The sequence below is a fragment of the Streptomyces sp. NPDC034099 genome (assembly GCF_055575415.1).
The window spans coordinates 312,390-327,312 of the sequence record NZ_JBVISR010000005.1; the positions used below are offsets into that span (position 1 = coordinate 312,390).

Genomic DNA, 14,923 nt, shown 5'->3' on the forward strand with positions numbered 1-14,923 from the left:
ACCCACAAGGAGCGTGCCCATGTCGTCGAATCCGGTCGCCGAGACCGTCGCTTCGCTGATGCCCCGCGCGAAGGAGGAACTCGCCGCGCTGGTGGCCTTCCAATCGGTGGCCGACTTCGACCAGTTCCCGCGCGGCGAGAGCGTGGGTGCCGCCAACTGGATAGCGGCGGCCCTGCGCGCCGAGGGCTTCCAGGACGTGGAGCTGCTGGACACGCCGGACGGTACCCAGTCGGTGTACGGCCACCTGCCGGGGCCCGAGGGTGCGAAGACGGTGCTGCTCTACGCCCACTACGACGTGCAGCCGCCGCTGGACGAGGCCGGCTGGGCCACTCCGCCGTTCGAGCTGACCGAGCGCGACGGCCGCTGGTACGGGCGGGGCGCCGCGGACTGCAAGGGCGGCGTGCTCATGCACCTGCTGGCGCTGCGCGCGCTGAAGGCGAACGGGGGCGTGCCGGTGCACGTCAAGGTGATCGCCGAGGGTTCCGAGGAACAGGGCACGGGCGGTCTGGAGCGGTACGCCGAGGCGCACCCCGAGCTGCTGGCCGCGGACACCATCGTCATCGGGGACGCGGGCAACTTCCGGGTCGGTCTGCCGACGGTCACCTCCACGCTGCGCGGCATGACGATGCTGCGCGTGACGGTCGACACGCTCGAAGGCAACCTGCACTCCGGCCAGTTCGGCGGTGCGGCGCCCGACGCGCTCGGCGCGCTGATCCGGGTACTGGACTCGCTGCGGGCCGAGGACGGCTCGACGACCGTCGACGGTCTGGCGGCGGACGGCACGTGGGAGGGCCTGGCCTACGACGAGGAGCAGTTCCGCCGGGACGCGCGGGTGCTGGACGGCGTGGAGCTGATCGGGTCCGGTTCGGTCGCCGACCGGATCTGGGCGCGGCCGGCCGTCACGGTGCTCGGCATCGACTGCCCGCCGGTCGTCGGCGCCACCCCGTCGGTGCAGGCGGGCGCGCGGGCGCTGGTGAGCCTGCGGGTGCCGCCGGGCGTGGACGCCGCCGAGGCCACCAAGCTACTCCGGGCCCACCTGGAGGCGCGTACGCCGTGGGGCGCGCGGGTCGCCGTCGAGCAGGTCGGCCAGGGCCAGCCGTTCCGCGCCGACACCACGAGCCCGGCGTACCAGGCCATGGCGGACGCGATGGCGGTGGCGTACCCGGGTGAGGAGATGCAGTACGCCGGTCAGGGCGGCTCGATCCCGCTGTGCAACACCCTGGCCGCCCTCTACCCGGAGGCGGAGATCCTGCTGATCGGCCTGAGCGAGCCGGAGGCCCAGATCCACGCCGTGAACGAGAGCGTGTCCCCGGAGGAGCTGGAGCGGCTGTCGGTGGCGGAGGCGCACTTCCTGCGCAACTACGCGGCGGGCTGAGCCCGGTCCCGTTCCGGGTTCTGCCGTCGGCAGAGGGGCCTCGCCGGCGGGCGGGGCCCTGCCTACGGTCGTCGTATGGACGTCGTCGAACTGCTCCCGTGCCTGAGTCTGCTGCGTTTCCCGGTCGGTCAGGCGTATCTCTGGCGTGACGGGGACGAGGTGACGCTGATCGACGCCGGACCGGCCGGGTACGGTGCGCGCGTCGCCGGGGCCGCGCGGGCCGTCGGCCGCGTACGGCGTGTCGTGCTCACCCACTTCCACGAGGACCACGCGGGCGGGGCGCAGGAGGTCGCCGCGCTCACCGGGGCCGAGGTGGTGGCGCACCCCCTGGAGGCACCCGTCGTGCGGGGCGAGGTGCCCGGTCCGCCGCCCGTTCTCGAGGACTGGGAGCGTCCGCTGCACGAGAACGCCGTGCGCCGGCTGCCGCGAGGTGACTTCGCGCGCCCGGCCCGCGTGACCGAGGTGGTGGACGGTGACGTCCTGGACTTCGGCGGCGGGGCCCGGGTCGTGCACGCGCCGGGCCACACGGACGGGAGCATCGCGCTGCACCTCCCGGCCCACGGCGTGCTGTTCACGGGGGACGCGGTCGCCGCCTCGCCGGTCGACGGCGGTGTGCTGCTCGGCGTGTTCAACCTCGACCGGGACCGGGCCGTCGACTCCTTCGGGCGGCTGGCGGCCCTCGACACGGAGCTGGCCTGTTTCGGCCACGGGGATCCGGTGGCGGCGCGGGCCGGGGAGGTGCTGAGGGCTTCGGCGCGGACGTACGGGGCGGCGGTCTGACGTCAGCCGACCGGCGTGCCCGCCTCCAGGTAGTGGGCGGCGCCGCGCTCCCGGGCCCGCAGCGCCCAGCGCAGCCGCTCGTAGCGGACCGGGGGCAGCAGGGCGGCGGCCTCGTCCTCGGTGGCGAAGCGCCAGTCGCGCAGCTCGGCTCCCGGCAGCAGCACGCGGCCGGCGTCCGCCCTGTCGAGCCTGCCACCGTCGAAGAGCAGCCGCAGACCGCCGTGGGCGGGAGGTGCCGGCGGCTCCCAGTCGACGACCAGCAGGGACGGTACGTCGTCGAGGCTGAGCCCGGTCTCCTCGGTGACCTCGCGCATCCCGGCGCGGGCCGGTGCCTCGCCGGGTTCGACGACACCGCCGGGGAACTCCCAGCCGGGCTTGTAGGTGGGGTCGACGAGCAGGACCCGGTCCCGCTCGTCGAAGAGCAGGACACCGGCGGCCACGGTCTCGCCGGTGGGTTCCGGTGTCTGCACGATCTCGCAGGCCGGCGCGGCGCCCGTGCCAACGGCCTCGGCGACCCGGACGGCGGCCTCGTACGGGGTGAGTGCGCCGGTGTCGACGGGGTGGGCGTCGGCGGTGAGCCAGGAGGCGAGGGCGGCGCGGTAGGGCTCGATGTGGTCGTAGGACCACTGCCGCACCCGCGTCTCGCCGTCCGGCAGGTCCTCCGGGGTCTCTCGGCTCGCTATTCGCTCCCGCAGGATCGTTTCGGCCGGGGCGAGCAGGATGTGCCGGACCTCGATCCGGCGGGCGGCGAGACCGCCGAAGATCTCGTCGCGGTACTCCTGGCGCAGCAGGGTCATCGGGACGACGAGCGTCCCGCCGAGGTCGGCGAGCAGCGCGGCCGCCGTGTCGATCACCAGCCGGCGCCAGATCGGCAGGTCCTGGAAGTCGCCCACCTCGGCCAGGCGTTTGGGCGGCAGCAGGTGCGCGAGCGCCCCGCCGATGACCTCGGGGTCGAAGAGCGTGCTGTTCGGGATCAGTTCGATCAGTTCCCGTGCGGTGGTGGTCTTCCCCGCACCGAACGCGCCGTTGATCCAGACGACGGTCACAGGTCCCCCTCTTCTGTTGGCCCCCTGTGGCTTGCCCGCTTCACCCTGCCACGGAAACCAGCCCAGCCGGGGTCGCGGGAAAGGGCATATGACAGCGGCGCCGACGCCCTCCCGGGGCACCGGCGCCGTGCAGGGGGCCGGGCGCGTCGGCCCGGCCGGGGTGTCAGCCCAGCTGCCCCAGGGCGTCGTCGTCGAGGGTCAGGCTCTCGGTGGCGACGGTGTCCTCCAGGGTACTGAGGGTGTCGCCCGCTCCGAGACCGAGCGGGAGGTCGCTCGGGGCGGCGTGGGACGGGGTGACGGCCGCGACGACGAAGCCGGTGGCGAGGGACGCGAGGGCGAGCATGCTGCGCTTCTTCATGCCCCGTTCAACTACGCCGCCGCACGGGAGTCACGGGCCGGCCGGGGGAAGCCTCGCGGAACACCGAGGCGCACCGGCTCCCCGGGGGGCGAGGGGTGCCGTCTGGACCTTGCCGGGGTCGCGGGGCCCGAATGCCCCCTAGACGTGCGCGGCGGTCGCCGGCGTCGTCCGCGAGAGCGCCGCCGCGGCCGCGCCGACCAGCCCGGCGTCCGTGCCCATCTGGGCGGGGACGACCGCGAGGCGCTGCACGAAGGACAGCGTCGCGTAGTCGGTGAGGGCCTTGCGCAGGGGGGCGAAGAGGACGTCGCCCGCCTTGCCCACTCCCCCGCCGACCACGGCGATGTCGATCTCGACGAGGGTCGCGGTGGCGGCGATACCGGCGGCCAGCGCCTGGGCGGCCCGTTCGAAGGAGGCGACGGCGACGGGGTCGCCGAGGCGGGCGGCGGCGGCGACCGCGGCGGCGGAGGTGTCGCCGTCCGGGCCGGGCAGCCAGCCGGCGTCGAGGGCGCGGCGGGCGATGTTGGGGCCGCTCGCTATGCGCTCCACGCAGCCGCGCGCACCGCAGGGGCAGGGGTCGCCGTCCAGGTCGACGCTGATGTGGCCGATGTGGCCGGCGTTGCCGGTCGGTCCGGGGTGCAGTCGGCCGCCCAGCACCAGACCGCCGCCGACACCGGTCGAGACCACCATGCACAGCGCGTTGTCGTGGCCGCGGGCGGCGCCCTGCCAGTGTTCGGCGGCCGTGATGGCCACCCCGTCCCCGATGAGTTCCACGGGCAGACCGCCGGCGGCGTCGCGGACCCGCCGGACCAGCGGGTAGTCGCGCCAGCCGGGCACGTTCACCGGGCTGACGGTGCCGGCCGAGGCGTCCACCGGGCCCGCGCTGCCGATGCCGACGGCCCTGGCCCGCACCCACAGGGGCGACGCGGTCAGTTCCGCGAGCACGGCCTCGACGGCCCCCATCACGGTGTCACCGTCCTCCCGGGCGGGTGTCGCACGCTGTGCGCGCGCCTGGATGCGGCCATGGCCGTCCACCAGTGCGCCGGCGATCTTGGTGCCGCCGATGTCCAGCGCTGCCACGAGGTCGGTGTGCATCAGAGTCGGATCTCCCCGTCGGACCGAAAGCGAAAAAATGTCGTACCCAAGAGCGCCCAACGACCGGTCCCGCGGTGGGGACGAGGACCGGAGAGTGCGATGGACAGTGTCTCCCGCATCTGACAACGTTGTCCAGGCTCTATGCTCGACGCCACATCCTCATACAAGCCCATGACCGACACATCCCCCGGACAGCAGGAGCCGACGCAATCCCGTGGACGACAGGACAGGACACCGCATCGTGCCCGACACGACCCGCCGCGCAGACCGCCTCCCCGGGAACCGTTACGGCAACCGCCCGACCATGAAGGACGTCGCCGCCCGGGCCGGGGTCGGCCTCAAGACCGTCTCCCGGGTGGTCAACGGGGAGCCCGGCGTCACCCCCGAGACCGAGCGCCGCGTCCAGGAGGCCATCGACGCGCTGGGCTTCCGCCGCAACGACAGCGCGCGGGTGCTCCGCAAGGGCCGCACCGCGAGCATCGGCCTGGTCCTGGAGGATCTGGCCGACCCGTTCTACGGGCCGCTCAGCCGTGCCGTGGAGGAGGTGGCCCGCGCGCACGGTGCCCTGCTGATCAACGGGTCCAGCGCGGAGGACCCGGACCGCGAGCAGGAGCTGGTCCTCGCACTGTGCGCGCGGCGCGTGGACGGTCTGGTGGTGATCCCCGCCGGGGACGACCACCGGTATCTGGAGCCCGAGCTGAAGGCGGGCGTCGCCACGGTGTTCGTGGACCGTCCGGCGGGCCGGATCGACGCGGACGTGGTGGTCTCGGACAACTTCGGCGGTGCCCGCGACGGCGTGGCCCACCTCATCGCGCACGGGCACCGCAGGATCGGGTTCATCGGCGACATGCCCCGCATCCACACGGCCGCCGAGCGGCTGCGCGGTTACCGGACCGCCATGGAGGACGCCGGCATACCCGTCAAGGACTCGTGGATGTCCCTGGGCGTCACCGACCCCGTGCGGGTGCGCCGGGCGGCCGAGGAGATGCTCGCCGACCCGCATCCGGTCACCGCGATCTTCACCGGCAACAACCGGGTGACGGTCACCGTGATCCGGGTCCTGGCCGAGCACACCCGTGGCGTCGCCCTGGTCGGCTTCGACGACATAGAACTGGCCGACCTGCTCAAGCCGGGCGTCACCGTGGTCGCGCAGGACGCGGCCGCCCTCGGCCGCACCGCCGCCGAGCGGCTCTTCCGGCAGCTGGACGGCACCCTCCTCGCCCCCGACCGCATCGAACTGCCGACCAGGCTGGTCACCCGGGGCTCGGGCGAGCTGCCGCCGTCGGACTGATCCACCGCGACGGACGGCCGCACGCGCCCGGCGCCGGTCCGGCGTCCGAGCCGGCCCGCCAACCGCGCGGGTGGCCGGACCCACCGTCCCGCCCGTCCGCGTCACCGGGAGGAAGGGCACCGTGTCGCAACCACCGACCGAGGGCGGGGAGTCCGCGCGGCCGCCCGGCCAGGACCGCACGCTGGACGCGCTCGGGCTGGCCGGGGTGCCGCGCGAGGAGCCGCTGCTGTACCCGGGCGTGTGGCCCCGGGAGTCCGGGCTGCTGGACGGGGACCGGCTGCTGCCGCTGGACCGGGCGGTGTACGCGGAGGGCGACGGCCGGGTTCCGGTGCTGGCGATCGGGTCCAACGCGAGCCCCGCCCAGCTGCGGCACAAGATGGCCGAGTTCGGGATCGCCTCGCCGGTCCCGATGGTCAGGTCGCGGGTCACCGGGCTGGACATCGGCGTCTCCGCCCACGTGAGCCGCATGGGCTACATGTCCGCCTCGCCGGTGGGCGCCCCCGGCGTCGTACGGGAGCTGTTCGTGCTGTGGCTCGACGCCGAGCAGCTCGCGGTGATCGACGCCAGCGAGGGCGTGCCGATGGCGGGCGGCAACTTCGACCGGGTCTGGCTGCCCGCGCCCGACGTGCGTGTCGAGCCGGGGGACGGATCGGTGCTGCGCGGCGCCTACGCGTACGTCAACCGCCACGGCGTCCTGCACGACGGCACCGGTGCGCCGCGGCGCCACCCCGGGGCGCAACGCCCCCTGATCACCGACCTGCTGCACGGGTCGGCGCGGCTGCGTGAGCTGTTCGGGGTGACGCCCGAGGAGTTCTGCGCGCGGGCGCGGGCCGACCGGCGGCTGTGCGACCGGGGGACGCGGTTGTTCGCCGAGGAGGAGCGGGTGACGGCGTCCGGCCTGGAGCGGTACCTGGGCTCCGGCCCGGACGATCCCTTCGCGGGGAGCCGGACGCCGTCGGCGGGGCCTACTGCGCCGATGCGGTGAGGTCGCCGCGCCGCGGGCCGGAGAAGCCCTCCAGGTCCGCGCGGGTCAGGCCGGTCAGCCGGGCGACCTCGCCGATGTCGAGGGCGCCGCAGTCCAGGCCGCGCAGCAGGTAGCCGCTGAGCGCCTTGGCGGTGGCGGGCTCGTCCATGACGTCGCCGCCGGTGCGGTTGGCGTAGCGGGCCAGGCGGGCGGCGGCCTGCTCAAAGCCCTCGCGGTAGAAGGCGAAGACGGCCGCGTACCGGGTGGGGATGTGGCCGGGGTGCATGTCCCAGCCCTGGTAGTAGGCGCGGGCCAGGGCGCGGCGGGTGAGGCCGTAGTGCAGCCGCCAGGCGTCGTGCACCTGCGCGGTGGGGCCGACCGGCAGGACGTTGGTCGAGCCGTCCGAGACGCGTACGCCGGTGCCGGCGGCGGCGACCTGCATGACCGCCTTGGCGTGGTCGGCGGCCGGGTGGTCGCTGGCCTGGTGGGCGGCGGAGACGCCGAGGCAGGCGCTGTAGTCGAAGGTGCCGTAGTGCAGGCCGGTGGCGCGGCCCTCGGCGGCCTGGATCATGCGGGCGACGGTGGCGGTGCCGTCGGCGGCGAGGATGGACTGGCTGGTCTCGATCTGGATCTCGAAGCCGATCCGGCCGGGTGTGAGGCCCCGCGCCTTCTCGAAGGCCTCCAGGAGCCGCACCATGGCGGTGACCTGCTCGGGGTAGGTCACCTTGGGCAGGGTGAGGACCAGCCCCCCGGGCAGGCCGCCGGCCTCCATCAGGCCGCTGAGGAAGACGTCGAGGGTGCGGATGCCCCGGGCGCGCACCGGAGCCTCCATGCACTTCATGCGGATGCCCATGTAGGGGGCGGCCGTGCCCTGCTGGTACGCCTCGGCGATCAGGCGGGCGGCGCGGGCGGCCGCCTCGTCCTCCTCGGCGTCCGGGCGGTTGCCGTAGCCGTCCTCGAAGTCGACGCGCAGGTCCTCGATGGGCTCCCGCTCCAGTTTGGCGCGTACGCGGCCGTAGACGGGCTCGGCGAGGTCGTCGGAGAGACCGAGGACGGCGGCGAAGGAGGCGGCGTCCGGGGCGTGTTCGTCGAGCGCGGCGAGGGCCCTGTCGCCCCAGGAGCGGACGGTGTCGGCGGCGAAGACGTCACCGGGGACGTAGACGGTGTGGACGGGCTGGCGGGTGCCCGGGTCTCCGGGGTAGCGGCGCTCCAGCTCCGCGTCGACCGGTGCGAGGGAGGCACTGATCTCCTCGCCGACGGCGCCCGCGAGGCTCGTTGCCACCTTCTCCTGCTGACCCATCCGACACCCTCCTGATGTTCATTTTTCCGCTGACCGGAATCAGTTATCCGTAGAGTGAAGTTATCTGCCGGTCTCTCGCCGGTCAACACCATCCTGTGCGCACAGCGAGGCCCCCGCGACGTCCGTGGACGTCACCGGGGGCCTCGGTGTGCGGTGCGACGAGGAGCCTCAGCCCTTGCGGGTCTTGACTTCCTCGGTGAGCTGCGGGACGACGTCGAAGAGGTCGCCGACGACGCCGTAGTCGACCAGCTCGAAGATCGGGGCCTCGGCGTCCTTGTTGATCGCCACGATCGTCTTCGAGGTCTGCATGCCGGCCCGGTGCTGGATCGCGCCCGAGATGCCGGAGGCGATGTACAGCTGCGGCGAGACGGACTTGCCGGTCTGGCCGACCTGGTTGGTGTGCGGGTACCAGCCCGCGTCCACCGCGGCGCGCGAGGCACCGACGGCCGCGCCGAGGGAGTCGGCGAGCGCCTCGATGATCGCGAAGTTCTCCGCGCCGTTGACCCCGCGGCCACCGGAGACCACGATCGCGGCCTCGGTCAGCTCCGGGCGGCCGCTCGACTCGCGCGGCGTGCGGGAGGTGACCTTCGTGCCGGTCGCGGCGGCGGAGAAGGTGACCGAGAGGGCCTCGACCGCACCGGCGGCCGGGGCGGCCTCCACGGCGGCCGAGTTCGGCTTGACCGTGATGACCGGGGTGCCCTTGGAGACGCGGGACTTGGTGGTGAAGGCGGCGGCGAACACCGACTGGGTGGCCACCGGACCCTCGTCGCCGGCCTCCAGGTCGACGGCGTCGGTGATGACACCCGAGCCCAGGCGCAGCGCCAGGCGGGCGGCGATCTCCTTGCCCTCGGCGGAGGACGGGACCAGCACGGCGGCCGGGGACACGGCCTCGTGCGCGGACTGGAGGGCGTCGACCTTCGGGACGACCAGGTAGTCGGCGTACTCGGCGGCCTCGTGGGTGAGGACCTTCACCGCGCCGTGCTCGGCGAGGGCGGCGACGGTGTCACCGGCTCCGTTGCCCAGCGCGACGGCGACCGGCTCGCCGACGCGGCGGGCCAGCGTCAGCAGCTCCAGGGTCGGCTTGCGGACGGCACCGTCCACGTGATCGACGTAGACGAGAACTTCAGCCATGGGACTTCTTCTCTCCTGCTTGCGAAAGATGAGGGACGGTCGGCGAATCGGGGCTCAGATGAACTTCTGGCCCGCGAGGAACTCGGCGAGCTGCTTGCCGCCCTCGCCCTCGTCCTTGACGATCGTGCCCGCGGTGCGCGCCGGGCGCTCGGCGGCCGACTCGACGACCGTGTAGGCGTTCTCCAGACCGACCTCGTCCTCGTCGATCTCGAGGTCGGACAGGTCCCAGGACTCCACCGGCTTCTTCTTGGCCGCCATGATGCCCTTGAAGGACGGGTAACGCGCCTCACCCGACTGGTCGGTGACCGACACGACCGCCGGCAGCGACGCCTCCAGCTGCTCCGTGGCCGAGTCGCCGTCACGGCGGCCCTTCACGACCCCGCCCTCGACCGAGACCTCGGACAGCAGCGTCACCTGCGGCACGCCCAGGCGCTCGGCGAGCAGCGCGGGGACGACGCCCATGGTGCCGTCGGTGGAGGCCATACCGGAGACGACCAGGTCGTAACCGGCCTTCTCGACCGCCTTGGCCAGCACCAGGGAGGTGCCGATGGCGTCGGTGCCGTGCAGGTCGTCGTCCTCGACGTGGATCGCCTTGTCCGCACCCATGGACAGCGCCTTGCGCAGCGCGTCCTTGGCGTCCTCGGGGCCCACCGTCAGGACGGTGACCTCGACGTCGTCGTCCGAGTTCTCCGAGATCTGCAGCGCCTGCTCGACCGCGTACTCGTCCAGTTCGGAGAGCAGACCGTCCACGTCGTCCCGGTCGACGGTCAGGTCATCGGCGAAGTGCCGGTCGCCGGTGGCGTCGGGCACGTACTTCACAGTGACAACGATCCTCAAGCTCACGCCGGCTCTCCTACTGCGTCGACATTTCAGTGCTGCCTCTTGCAGGCAGCATAGGCGCCCCAAGCGGCCGATCCCGGTCGGGGCGACCTGCGCTCCGCCCGGAATATTACTCGTCAGTACATCCAGTTCTTTCCCGCTAAGCAAGCGCTTTGAACTGTGACCTTCGCAACGCAGCGTAACCGGAACCCGACGCCTTCGCAGAAGGCGTCGCGCCGACCCGTCAGTCGCGCAGACCGCGGTAACGCCCCTGGTGGTAGAGCAGTGGCTCACCGGCTCCGGCGGGGTCGCCGAGGAGGACTTCCGCCAGCACGATCCGATGGTCCCCCGCGGGCACCCGGCCCACCACACGGCACGCGAGCCAGGCGAGCACGCCGTCCAGCACGGGCACCCCGTGCGGGCCCTCCCGCCAACTGGTGGGTGCCGCGAAGCGGTCGGCGCCGCTGCGCGCGAAGGTGGCCGCCAGCTCCTCCTGGTGCTCGCCGAGCACGTGGACGCCGACGTACTCCGCCTCGGACACCGCCGGCCAGCTCGAGGAGCCGGTGCCGATGCCGAAGGAGAGCAGCGGCGGGCGGGCGGAGACGGAGGTGAGGGACGTGGCCGTGAAACCGGCCGGACCGTGCGGCCCCCGCGCGGTGATCACCGCGACGCCCGCCGCGTGCCGCCGGAAGACGGACCGCAGCAGGTCGTCGGTGGCGGGCCGCGCCGCGGCGAGGTCGGGTGTGGCCGTCATACGGGATGGCCCTTCTGCGTTGCGCCTCGGTCCCGGAAACGGCGAGCGGGGCACCGGGGCAGGCTGACGACGGATGGCACACACAGTCAATTACGTCCCGGGATGCGGAGGCTGTGGAGAGGACCTCACCGGTGGCGTGGCGCTTGTCACACCGCCTCGCCCAGCGCGGCGATCACGTCCGCCCTGCGCGGCTGCCCGACGGCACGCCGTACGACGCGGCCGTCGGCGTCCAGGACCAGCACCGTGGGGGTCTTGAGCACGTCGAGCGCGCGGACGAGTTCCAGGTGGCCCTCGGCGTCGATCTCGACATGGGCGACGCCGGGCACCAGACCCGCCACCTCGCCCAGTACCCGCCGGGTGGCCCGGCAGGGCGCGCAGAAGGCGCTGGAGAACTGTACGAGCGTCGCGCGGGCGCCAAGTTGCGCACCGAGGTCGGCGGCGTCCAGCCGTGGGGCGGCCGCCGCCCGCCCGTCGTCGTCCTGGCCGCACACCGGCGTGCCCCCGTTCCGCCGCCACCGCGGCACTCATGGGCGCGCGTACCCGCACGCCACCGGTTCGTCACTCCGAAGGTGCAGCACTCGCGGGGCGCCGGAGATTCCCGCTCACCGTCGCATTTCGGCCACGGGAGGCCGGGCAAGTGATGAGGATCTCGCCGCGCACGGGCACCAAGGCTGGTACACCGGCCGTTCTTGGGGCACGATCTGCGGCAAGCCCGTAAACCTACGGGTGCGTAACTTTCGACTGGGAGCCCCCTTCCCAGGCTGACAAGGAAGGGTTCGACCCGCCCATGGCAGAACTCGTCTACCGCCCGGTGATCGGTCTCGCCCGCACCCTGTTCAAGGCGTGGGACCTCAAGATCGACTGCCAGGGATCGGAGAACATCCCGCGCTCGGGCGGCGCCGTGCTGGTGAGCAACCACATCAGCTACCTGGACTTCATCTTCGACGGCCTGGCCGCGCTGCCGCAGAAGCGGCTGGTGCGCTTCATGGCGAAGGAGTCGGTCTTCCGGCACCGGATCTCGGGTCCGCTGATGCGCGGAATGAAGCACATCCCGGTCGACCGCAAGCAGGGCGAGGCGGCCTACGCGCACGCCCTGGACTCGCTGAAGTCGGGTGAGATCGTCGGCGTCTTCCCCGAGGCGACGATCTCCGAGTCGTTCACCCTGAAGAGCTTCAAGTCGGGTGCCGCGCGGCTCGCGCAGGAGGCCGGCGTCCCCCTGGTCCCCATGGCCCTGTGGGGCACCCAGCGCCTGTGGACCAAGGGCCACCCGCGCAACTTCAAGCGCAGCCACACCCCGATCACCATCCGGGTCGGCGAGGCGATGGAGGCCTCCCGCGAGCAGTACGCGGGTGCCATCACCCGGCGGCTGCGCGAGCGGGTGCAGGAGCTGCTGGAGGCCGCGCAGCGCGCCTACCCGGTGCGTCCCAAGGGGGCCGACGACACCTGGTGGATGCCGGCCCACCTGGGCGGCACCGCCCCGACGCCCGAGCAGCTGCGCACGGCCCAGGCGCACTGAGCCGGGCGTCTCAGAGCGCGGCCGGGAGGGTCTGCCACAGGTGCGGGCGGTCGGTGGCCGCCTTGAGGACGTCCAGCACCGCCGGGTGCGGCGCCGCGTACAGCTCGGGGTAGTCCTCCTCGCCCGCCGCGTGGTCCGGCGTGAAGGCCAGTCGCTCCCTGCCCAGGGAGAACTGCGCGTTCACGCCGGGCTTGTTCCCGCGCGGGTCCTGCCGGTGCCAGGCGCCGTCCAGGCGTACGGCGACCAGTCCGTGCACCACGTCGAACCGCTGGTAGCACAGCGCGGTGGGGATGTCCTCGGCCCGCAGCAGCGCGGCCAGCGCGTGGGCCTTGGCATAGCAGATGCCGGTGCGCCGATCCAGGACGTCGGAGGCCCGCCAGGTGACGCGCGGGTCCCCGGAGTCCTGTGAGTGCGGGATGGTGTCGCGCACGAACTCGAAGGCCAGCCGCGCATAGGCATACGAGTCCTCCGCCTCCTTCGCCAATCGGCCGGCCACCTCCCGTACGCGGGGGTGTCCGTGGTCGATGGCCTCGTCGGCAGCCAGGTAGGCGGACAGGTCAGGGGTTTGCTGGATCAGCTCCATGCCCGCAGAGCATAGGAGCGCGATCACCCGCCAGTCAATGACTTTTCAGGTGACCGCATACCTATGCATACTCGGGAGAGCCCCGCGTCAGCGTGCCGTCTCCTCCTTGAGGGCGGCGACGAACGCGTCGACGTCGTCCTCCGTGGTGTCGAAGGCGCACATCCAGCGCACGTCGCCGGCGGCCTCGTCCCAGAAGTAGAAGCGGAACCGCTTCTGCAGGCGCTCGCTCACGTCGTGCGGCAGCCGGGCGAAGACCGCGTTGGCCTGCACCGGGTAGAGGATCTCGACCCCGTGCACGGCGCGCACGCCCTCGGCCAGGCGCTGTGCCATCTCGTTGGAGTGCCGGGCGTTGCGCAGCCACAGGTCCTTGGCCAGCAGCGCCTCCAGCTGCACGGACACGAAGCGCATCTTGGAGGCGAGCTGCATGGACAGCTTGCGCAGGTGCTTCATGTGGCGCACCGCGTCCCGGTTCAGCACCACGACCGCCTCGCCGAACAGGGCGCCGTTCTTGGTGCCGCCGAGCGAGAGGAGGTCGACGCCGACCGCGTTGGTGAACGTCCGCATGGGGACGTCCAGGGAGGCGGCGGCGTTGGCTATCCGGGAGCCGTCCAGGTGCACCTTCATGCCGTGCGCGTGGGCGTGCTCGCAGACGGCGCGGATCTCGTCGGGCGTGTAGAGGGTGCCCAGCTCGGTGCTCTGGGTGATCGAGACGACCTGCGGCATCGCGCGGTGCTCGTCGTCCCAGCCGTACGCCTGCCGGTCGATCAGCTCGGGCGTGAGCTTGCCGTCCGGGGTGGGGACGGTGAGCAGCTTGAGGCCGCCCATGCGCTCGGGGGCGCCGCCCTCGTCGACGTTGATGTGCGCGCTCTCGGCGCAGATCACCGCGCCCCAGCGGTCGGTGACCGCCTGGAGCGCGACGACGTTGGCGCCGGTGCCGTTGAAGACCGGGAACGCCTCGGCACCGGAACCGAAGTGGCTGCGGATCACGCGCTGGAGGTTGTCGGTGTAGTCGTCCTCGCCGTACGCGACCTGGTGTCCGCCGTTGGCCAGCGCCAGGGCGGCGAGCACCTCCGGGTGGGCCCCGGCGTAGTTGTCACTGGCGAAACCGCGGACCTCGGGGTCGTGATGGCGACGCGCGTCGGTCTTCGGGGGGTTCACGGCTTCTCGGTCAGCCACAGACGGTTTCCGTTCACTTCCGCGGCGGGCTTGTCCCAGACGCCGGCGACCGCCTCGGCGAGGTCACGCACGTCCGTGAAGCCCGCGAACTTCGCGTTGGGGCGCTCGGCGCGCATCGCGTCGTGCACCAACGCCTTGACCACCAGGATCGCAGCCGCCGACGTCGGTCCCTGCTCGCCCCCCGCCTTGCGGAAGTAGTCCGCCATGGCCAGCGTCCACGCCTCGGCTGCGGCCTTGGCGGCCGAGTAGGCGGCGTTGCCCGCGGTGGGACTGGACGCGCCGGCGGCGCTGATCAGGACGTAGCGGCCGCGGTCGCTGCGCTGGAGCGCCTCGTGGAAGGCGAGGGAGGTGTGCTGCACGGTGCGGACCAGCAGCTTCTCCAGCAGGTCCCAGTCGCCGAGTTCGGTCTTGGTGAAGGTCTTGCTGCCGCGCCAGCCGCCCACGAGGTGGACGACGCCGTCGACGTGGCCGAACTCCTTCTCGATGCGGTCGGCCCAGGCCCGGGTGGAGTCCAGGTCCAGCAGGTCGACGGTCTCGCCGGTGACGGTGGCGCCGCCGTGCGCGTAGCGCGCCGCGTCCACCGCCTCGGCCAGCCGCTCCGGGTCGTTGTCCGCGCCGACGACGGTCGCACCCGCCTCGGCGAGCCGCAGCAGCGCGGCCCGTCCGGCGGGTCCGCCCGCCCCGGCCACCGCGATCACCGCGCCGTCGAGCGCCCCGTTCCCCATGGTCCTCGCCTCC

16 protein-coding genes are annotated in these 14,923 nt (G+C 73.0%); 5 read left to right on the forward strand and 11 right to left on the reverse strand.

All coding sequences use genetic code 11. From position 1 onward, the window contains the following. Positions 1-19 precede the first annotated feature (19 nt). The gene (locus tag ACZ56V_RS17200; RefSeq protein ID WP_467381283.1) at positions 20-1,375 is read left to right on the forward strand and encodes a M20/M25/M40 family metallo-hydrolase; all 1,356 of its coding nucleotides are present in this window, start codon (positions 20-22) and stop codon (positions 1,373-1,375) included. 75 nt (positions 1,376-1,450) lie between these two features. After that, on the forward strand, positions 1,451-2,155 hold the full coding sequence (locus tag ACZ56V_RS17205) for an MBL fold metallo-hydrolase (protein ID WP_467381285.1): 705 nt from the start codon (positions 1,451-1,453) through the stop codon (positions 2,153-2,155). Between the two features lie 2 nt (positions 2,156-2,157). Here ACZ56V_RS17205 and ACZ56V_RS17210 read toward each other — a convergent pair whose 3' ends face one another. From ACZ56V_RS17210 to ACZ56V_RS17220, 3 genes are all read right to left on the reverse strand, one after another. Continuing rightward, positions 2,158-3,201: an NUDIX hydrolase gene (locus ACZ56V_RS17210; RefSeq protein ID WP_398911876.1), complete on the reverse strand. Its 1,044-nt coding sequence runs from the start codon at positions 3,199-3,201 to the stop codon at positions 2,158-2,160. Between the two features lie 163 nt (positions 3,202-3,364). Next, a complete protein-coding gene (locus tag ACZ56V_RS17215) occupies positions 3,365-3,559 on the reverse strand; it encodes a hypothetical protein (RefSeq protein ID WP_398911877.1) in 195 nt (64 codons plus the stop codon). 138 nt (positions 3,560-3,697) lie between these two features. Next, entirely contained in the window at positions 3,698-4,651 is a 954-nt protein-coding gene (locus ACZ56V_RS17220; RefSeq protein WP_356371762.1) for an ROK family protein, read from the reverse strand. Positions 4,652-4,865: 214 nt separating this feature from the next. On the opposite strand from ACZ56V_RS17220, the gene ACZ56V_RS17225 reads away from it, so the two are divergent. Together ACZ56V_RS17225 and ACZ56V_RS17230 are read left to right on the forward strand one after the other, a co-directional pair. Then, positions 4,866-5,942: a LacI family DNA-binding transcriptional regulator gene (locus ACZ56V_RS17225; protein WP_398911878.1), complete on the forward strand. Its 1,077-nt coding sequence runs from the start codon at positions 4,866-4,868 to the stop codon at positions 5,940-5,942. A 121-nt stretch (positions 5,943-6,063) separates the two neighbouring features. Beyond that, positions 6,064-6,927, forward strand: a complete 864-nt coding sequence (locus ACZ56V_RS17230; RefSeq protein WP_467381292.1) for a hypothetical protein — start codon at positions 6,064-6,066, stop codon at positions 6,925-6,927. Here the strand turns inward: ACZ56V_RS17230 and ACZ56V_RS17235 are convergent. From ACZ56V_RS17235 to ACZ56V_RS17255, 5 genes are all read right to left on the reverse strand, one after another. Next, on the reverse strand, positions 6,908-8,206 hold the full coding sequence (locus tag ACZ56V_RS17235; protein ID WP_468943110.1) for a DUF6986 family protein: 1,299 nt from the start codon (positions 8,204-8,206) through the stop codon (positions 6,908-6,910). The two genes, ACZ56V_RS17230 and ACZ56V_RS17235, sit on opposite strands and share 20 nt — an antisense overlap. A 168-nt stretch (positions 8,207-8,374) precedes the next feature. Further along, positions 8,375-9,337, reverse strand: a complete 963-nt coding sequence (locus ACZ56V_RS17240; RefSeq protein ID WP_468943113.1) for an electron transfer flavoprotein subunit alpha/FixB family protein — start codon at positions 9,335-9,337, stop codon at positions 8,375-8,377. Between the two features lie 54 nt (positions 9,338-9,391). Next, positions 9,392-10,180, reverse strand: a complete 789-nt coding sequence (locus ACZ56V_RS17245; protein ID WP_356371767.1) for an electron transfer flavoprotein subunit beta/FixA family protein — start codon at positions 10,178-10,180, stop codon at positions 9,392-9,394. A gap of 220 nt (positions 10,181-10,400) precedes the next feature. Further along, positions 10,401-10,910 carry a flavin reductase family protein gene (locus tag ACZ56V_RS17250; RefSeq protein WP_398911882.1) on the reverse strand — a complete coding sequence of 170 codons (510 nt, stop codon included), beginning with the start codon at positions 10,908-10,910 and terminating at the stop codon, positions 10,401-10,403. A gap of 146 nt (positions 10,911-11,056) precedes the next feature. Next, on the reverse strand, positions 11,057-11,401 hold the full coding sequence (locus ACZ56V_RS17255; protein WP_468943116.1) for a TlpA family protein disulfide reductase: 345 nt from the start codon (positions 11,399-11,401) through the stop codon (positions 11,057-11,059). A gap of 296 nt (positions 11,402-11,697) precedes the next feature. Here ACZ56V_RS17255 and ACZ56V_RS17260 point away from each other — a divergent pair, with 296 nt between their 5' ends. Beyond that, the gene (locus ACZ56V_RS17260) at positions 11,698-12,426 is read left to right on the forward strand and encodes a lysophospholipid acyltransferase family protein (RefSeq protein ID WP_356371770.1); all 729 of its coding nucleotides are present in this window, start codon (positions 11,698-11,700) and stop codon (positions 12,424-12,426) included. Between the two features lie 10 nt (positions 12,427-12,436). On the opposite strand, the gene ACZ56V_RS17265 is transcribed toward ACZ56V_RS17260, so the two are convergent. The 3 genes from ACZ56V_RS17265 to ACZ56V_RS17275 all read right to left on the reverse strand — a co-directional run bounded on the left by ACZ56V_RS17265 (position 12,437) and on the right by ACZ56V_RS17275 (position 14,910). Beyond that, positions 12,437-13,009: a transglutaminase domain-containing protein gene (locus ACZ56V_RS17265; RefSeq protein ID WP_467381298.1), complete on the reverse strand. Its 573-nt coding sequence runs from the start codon at positions 13,007-13,009 to the stop codon at positions 12,437-12,439. A gap of 87 nt (positions 13,010-13,096) precedes the next feature. Beyond that, positions 13,097-14,167, reverse strand: coding sequence for a threonine aldolase family protein (locus tag ACZ56V_RS17270; protein ID WP_030182096.1), 1,071 nt, complete (start codon positions 14,165-14,167; stop codon positions 13,097-13,099). Then, the gene (locus ACZ56V_RS17275) at positions 14,164-14,910 is read right to left on the reverse strand and encodes an SDR family NAD(P)-dependent oxidoreductase (protein ID WP_398911885.1); all 747 of its coding nucleotides are present in this window, start codon (positions 14,908-14,910) and stop codon (positions 14,164-14,166) included. Before ACZ56V_RS17275 ends, ACZ56V_RS17270 begins: the two co-directional genes overlap by 4 nt. Between the last annotated feature and the right edge of the window lie 13 nt (positions 14,911-14,923).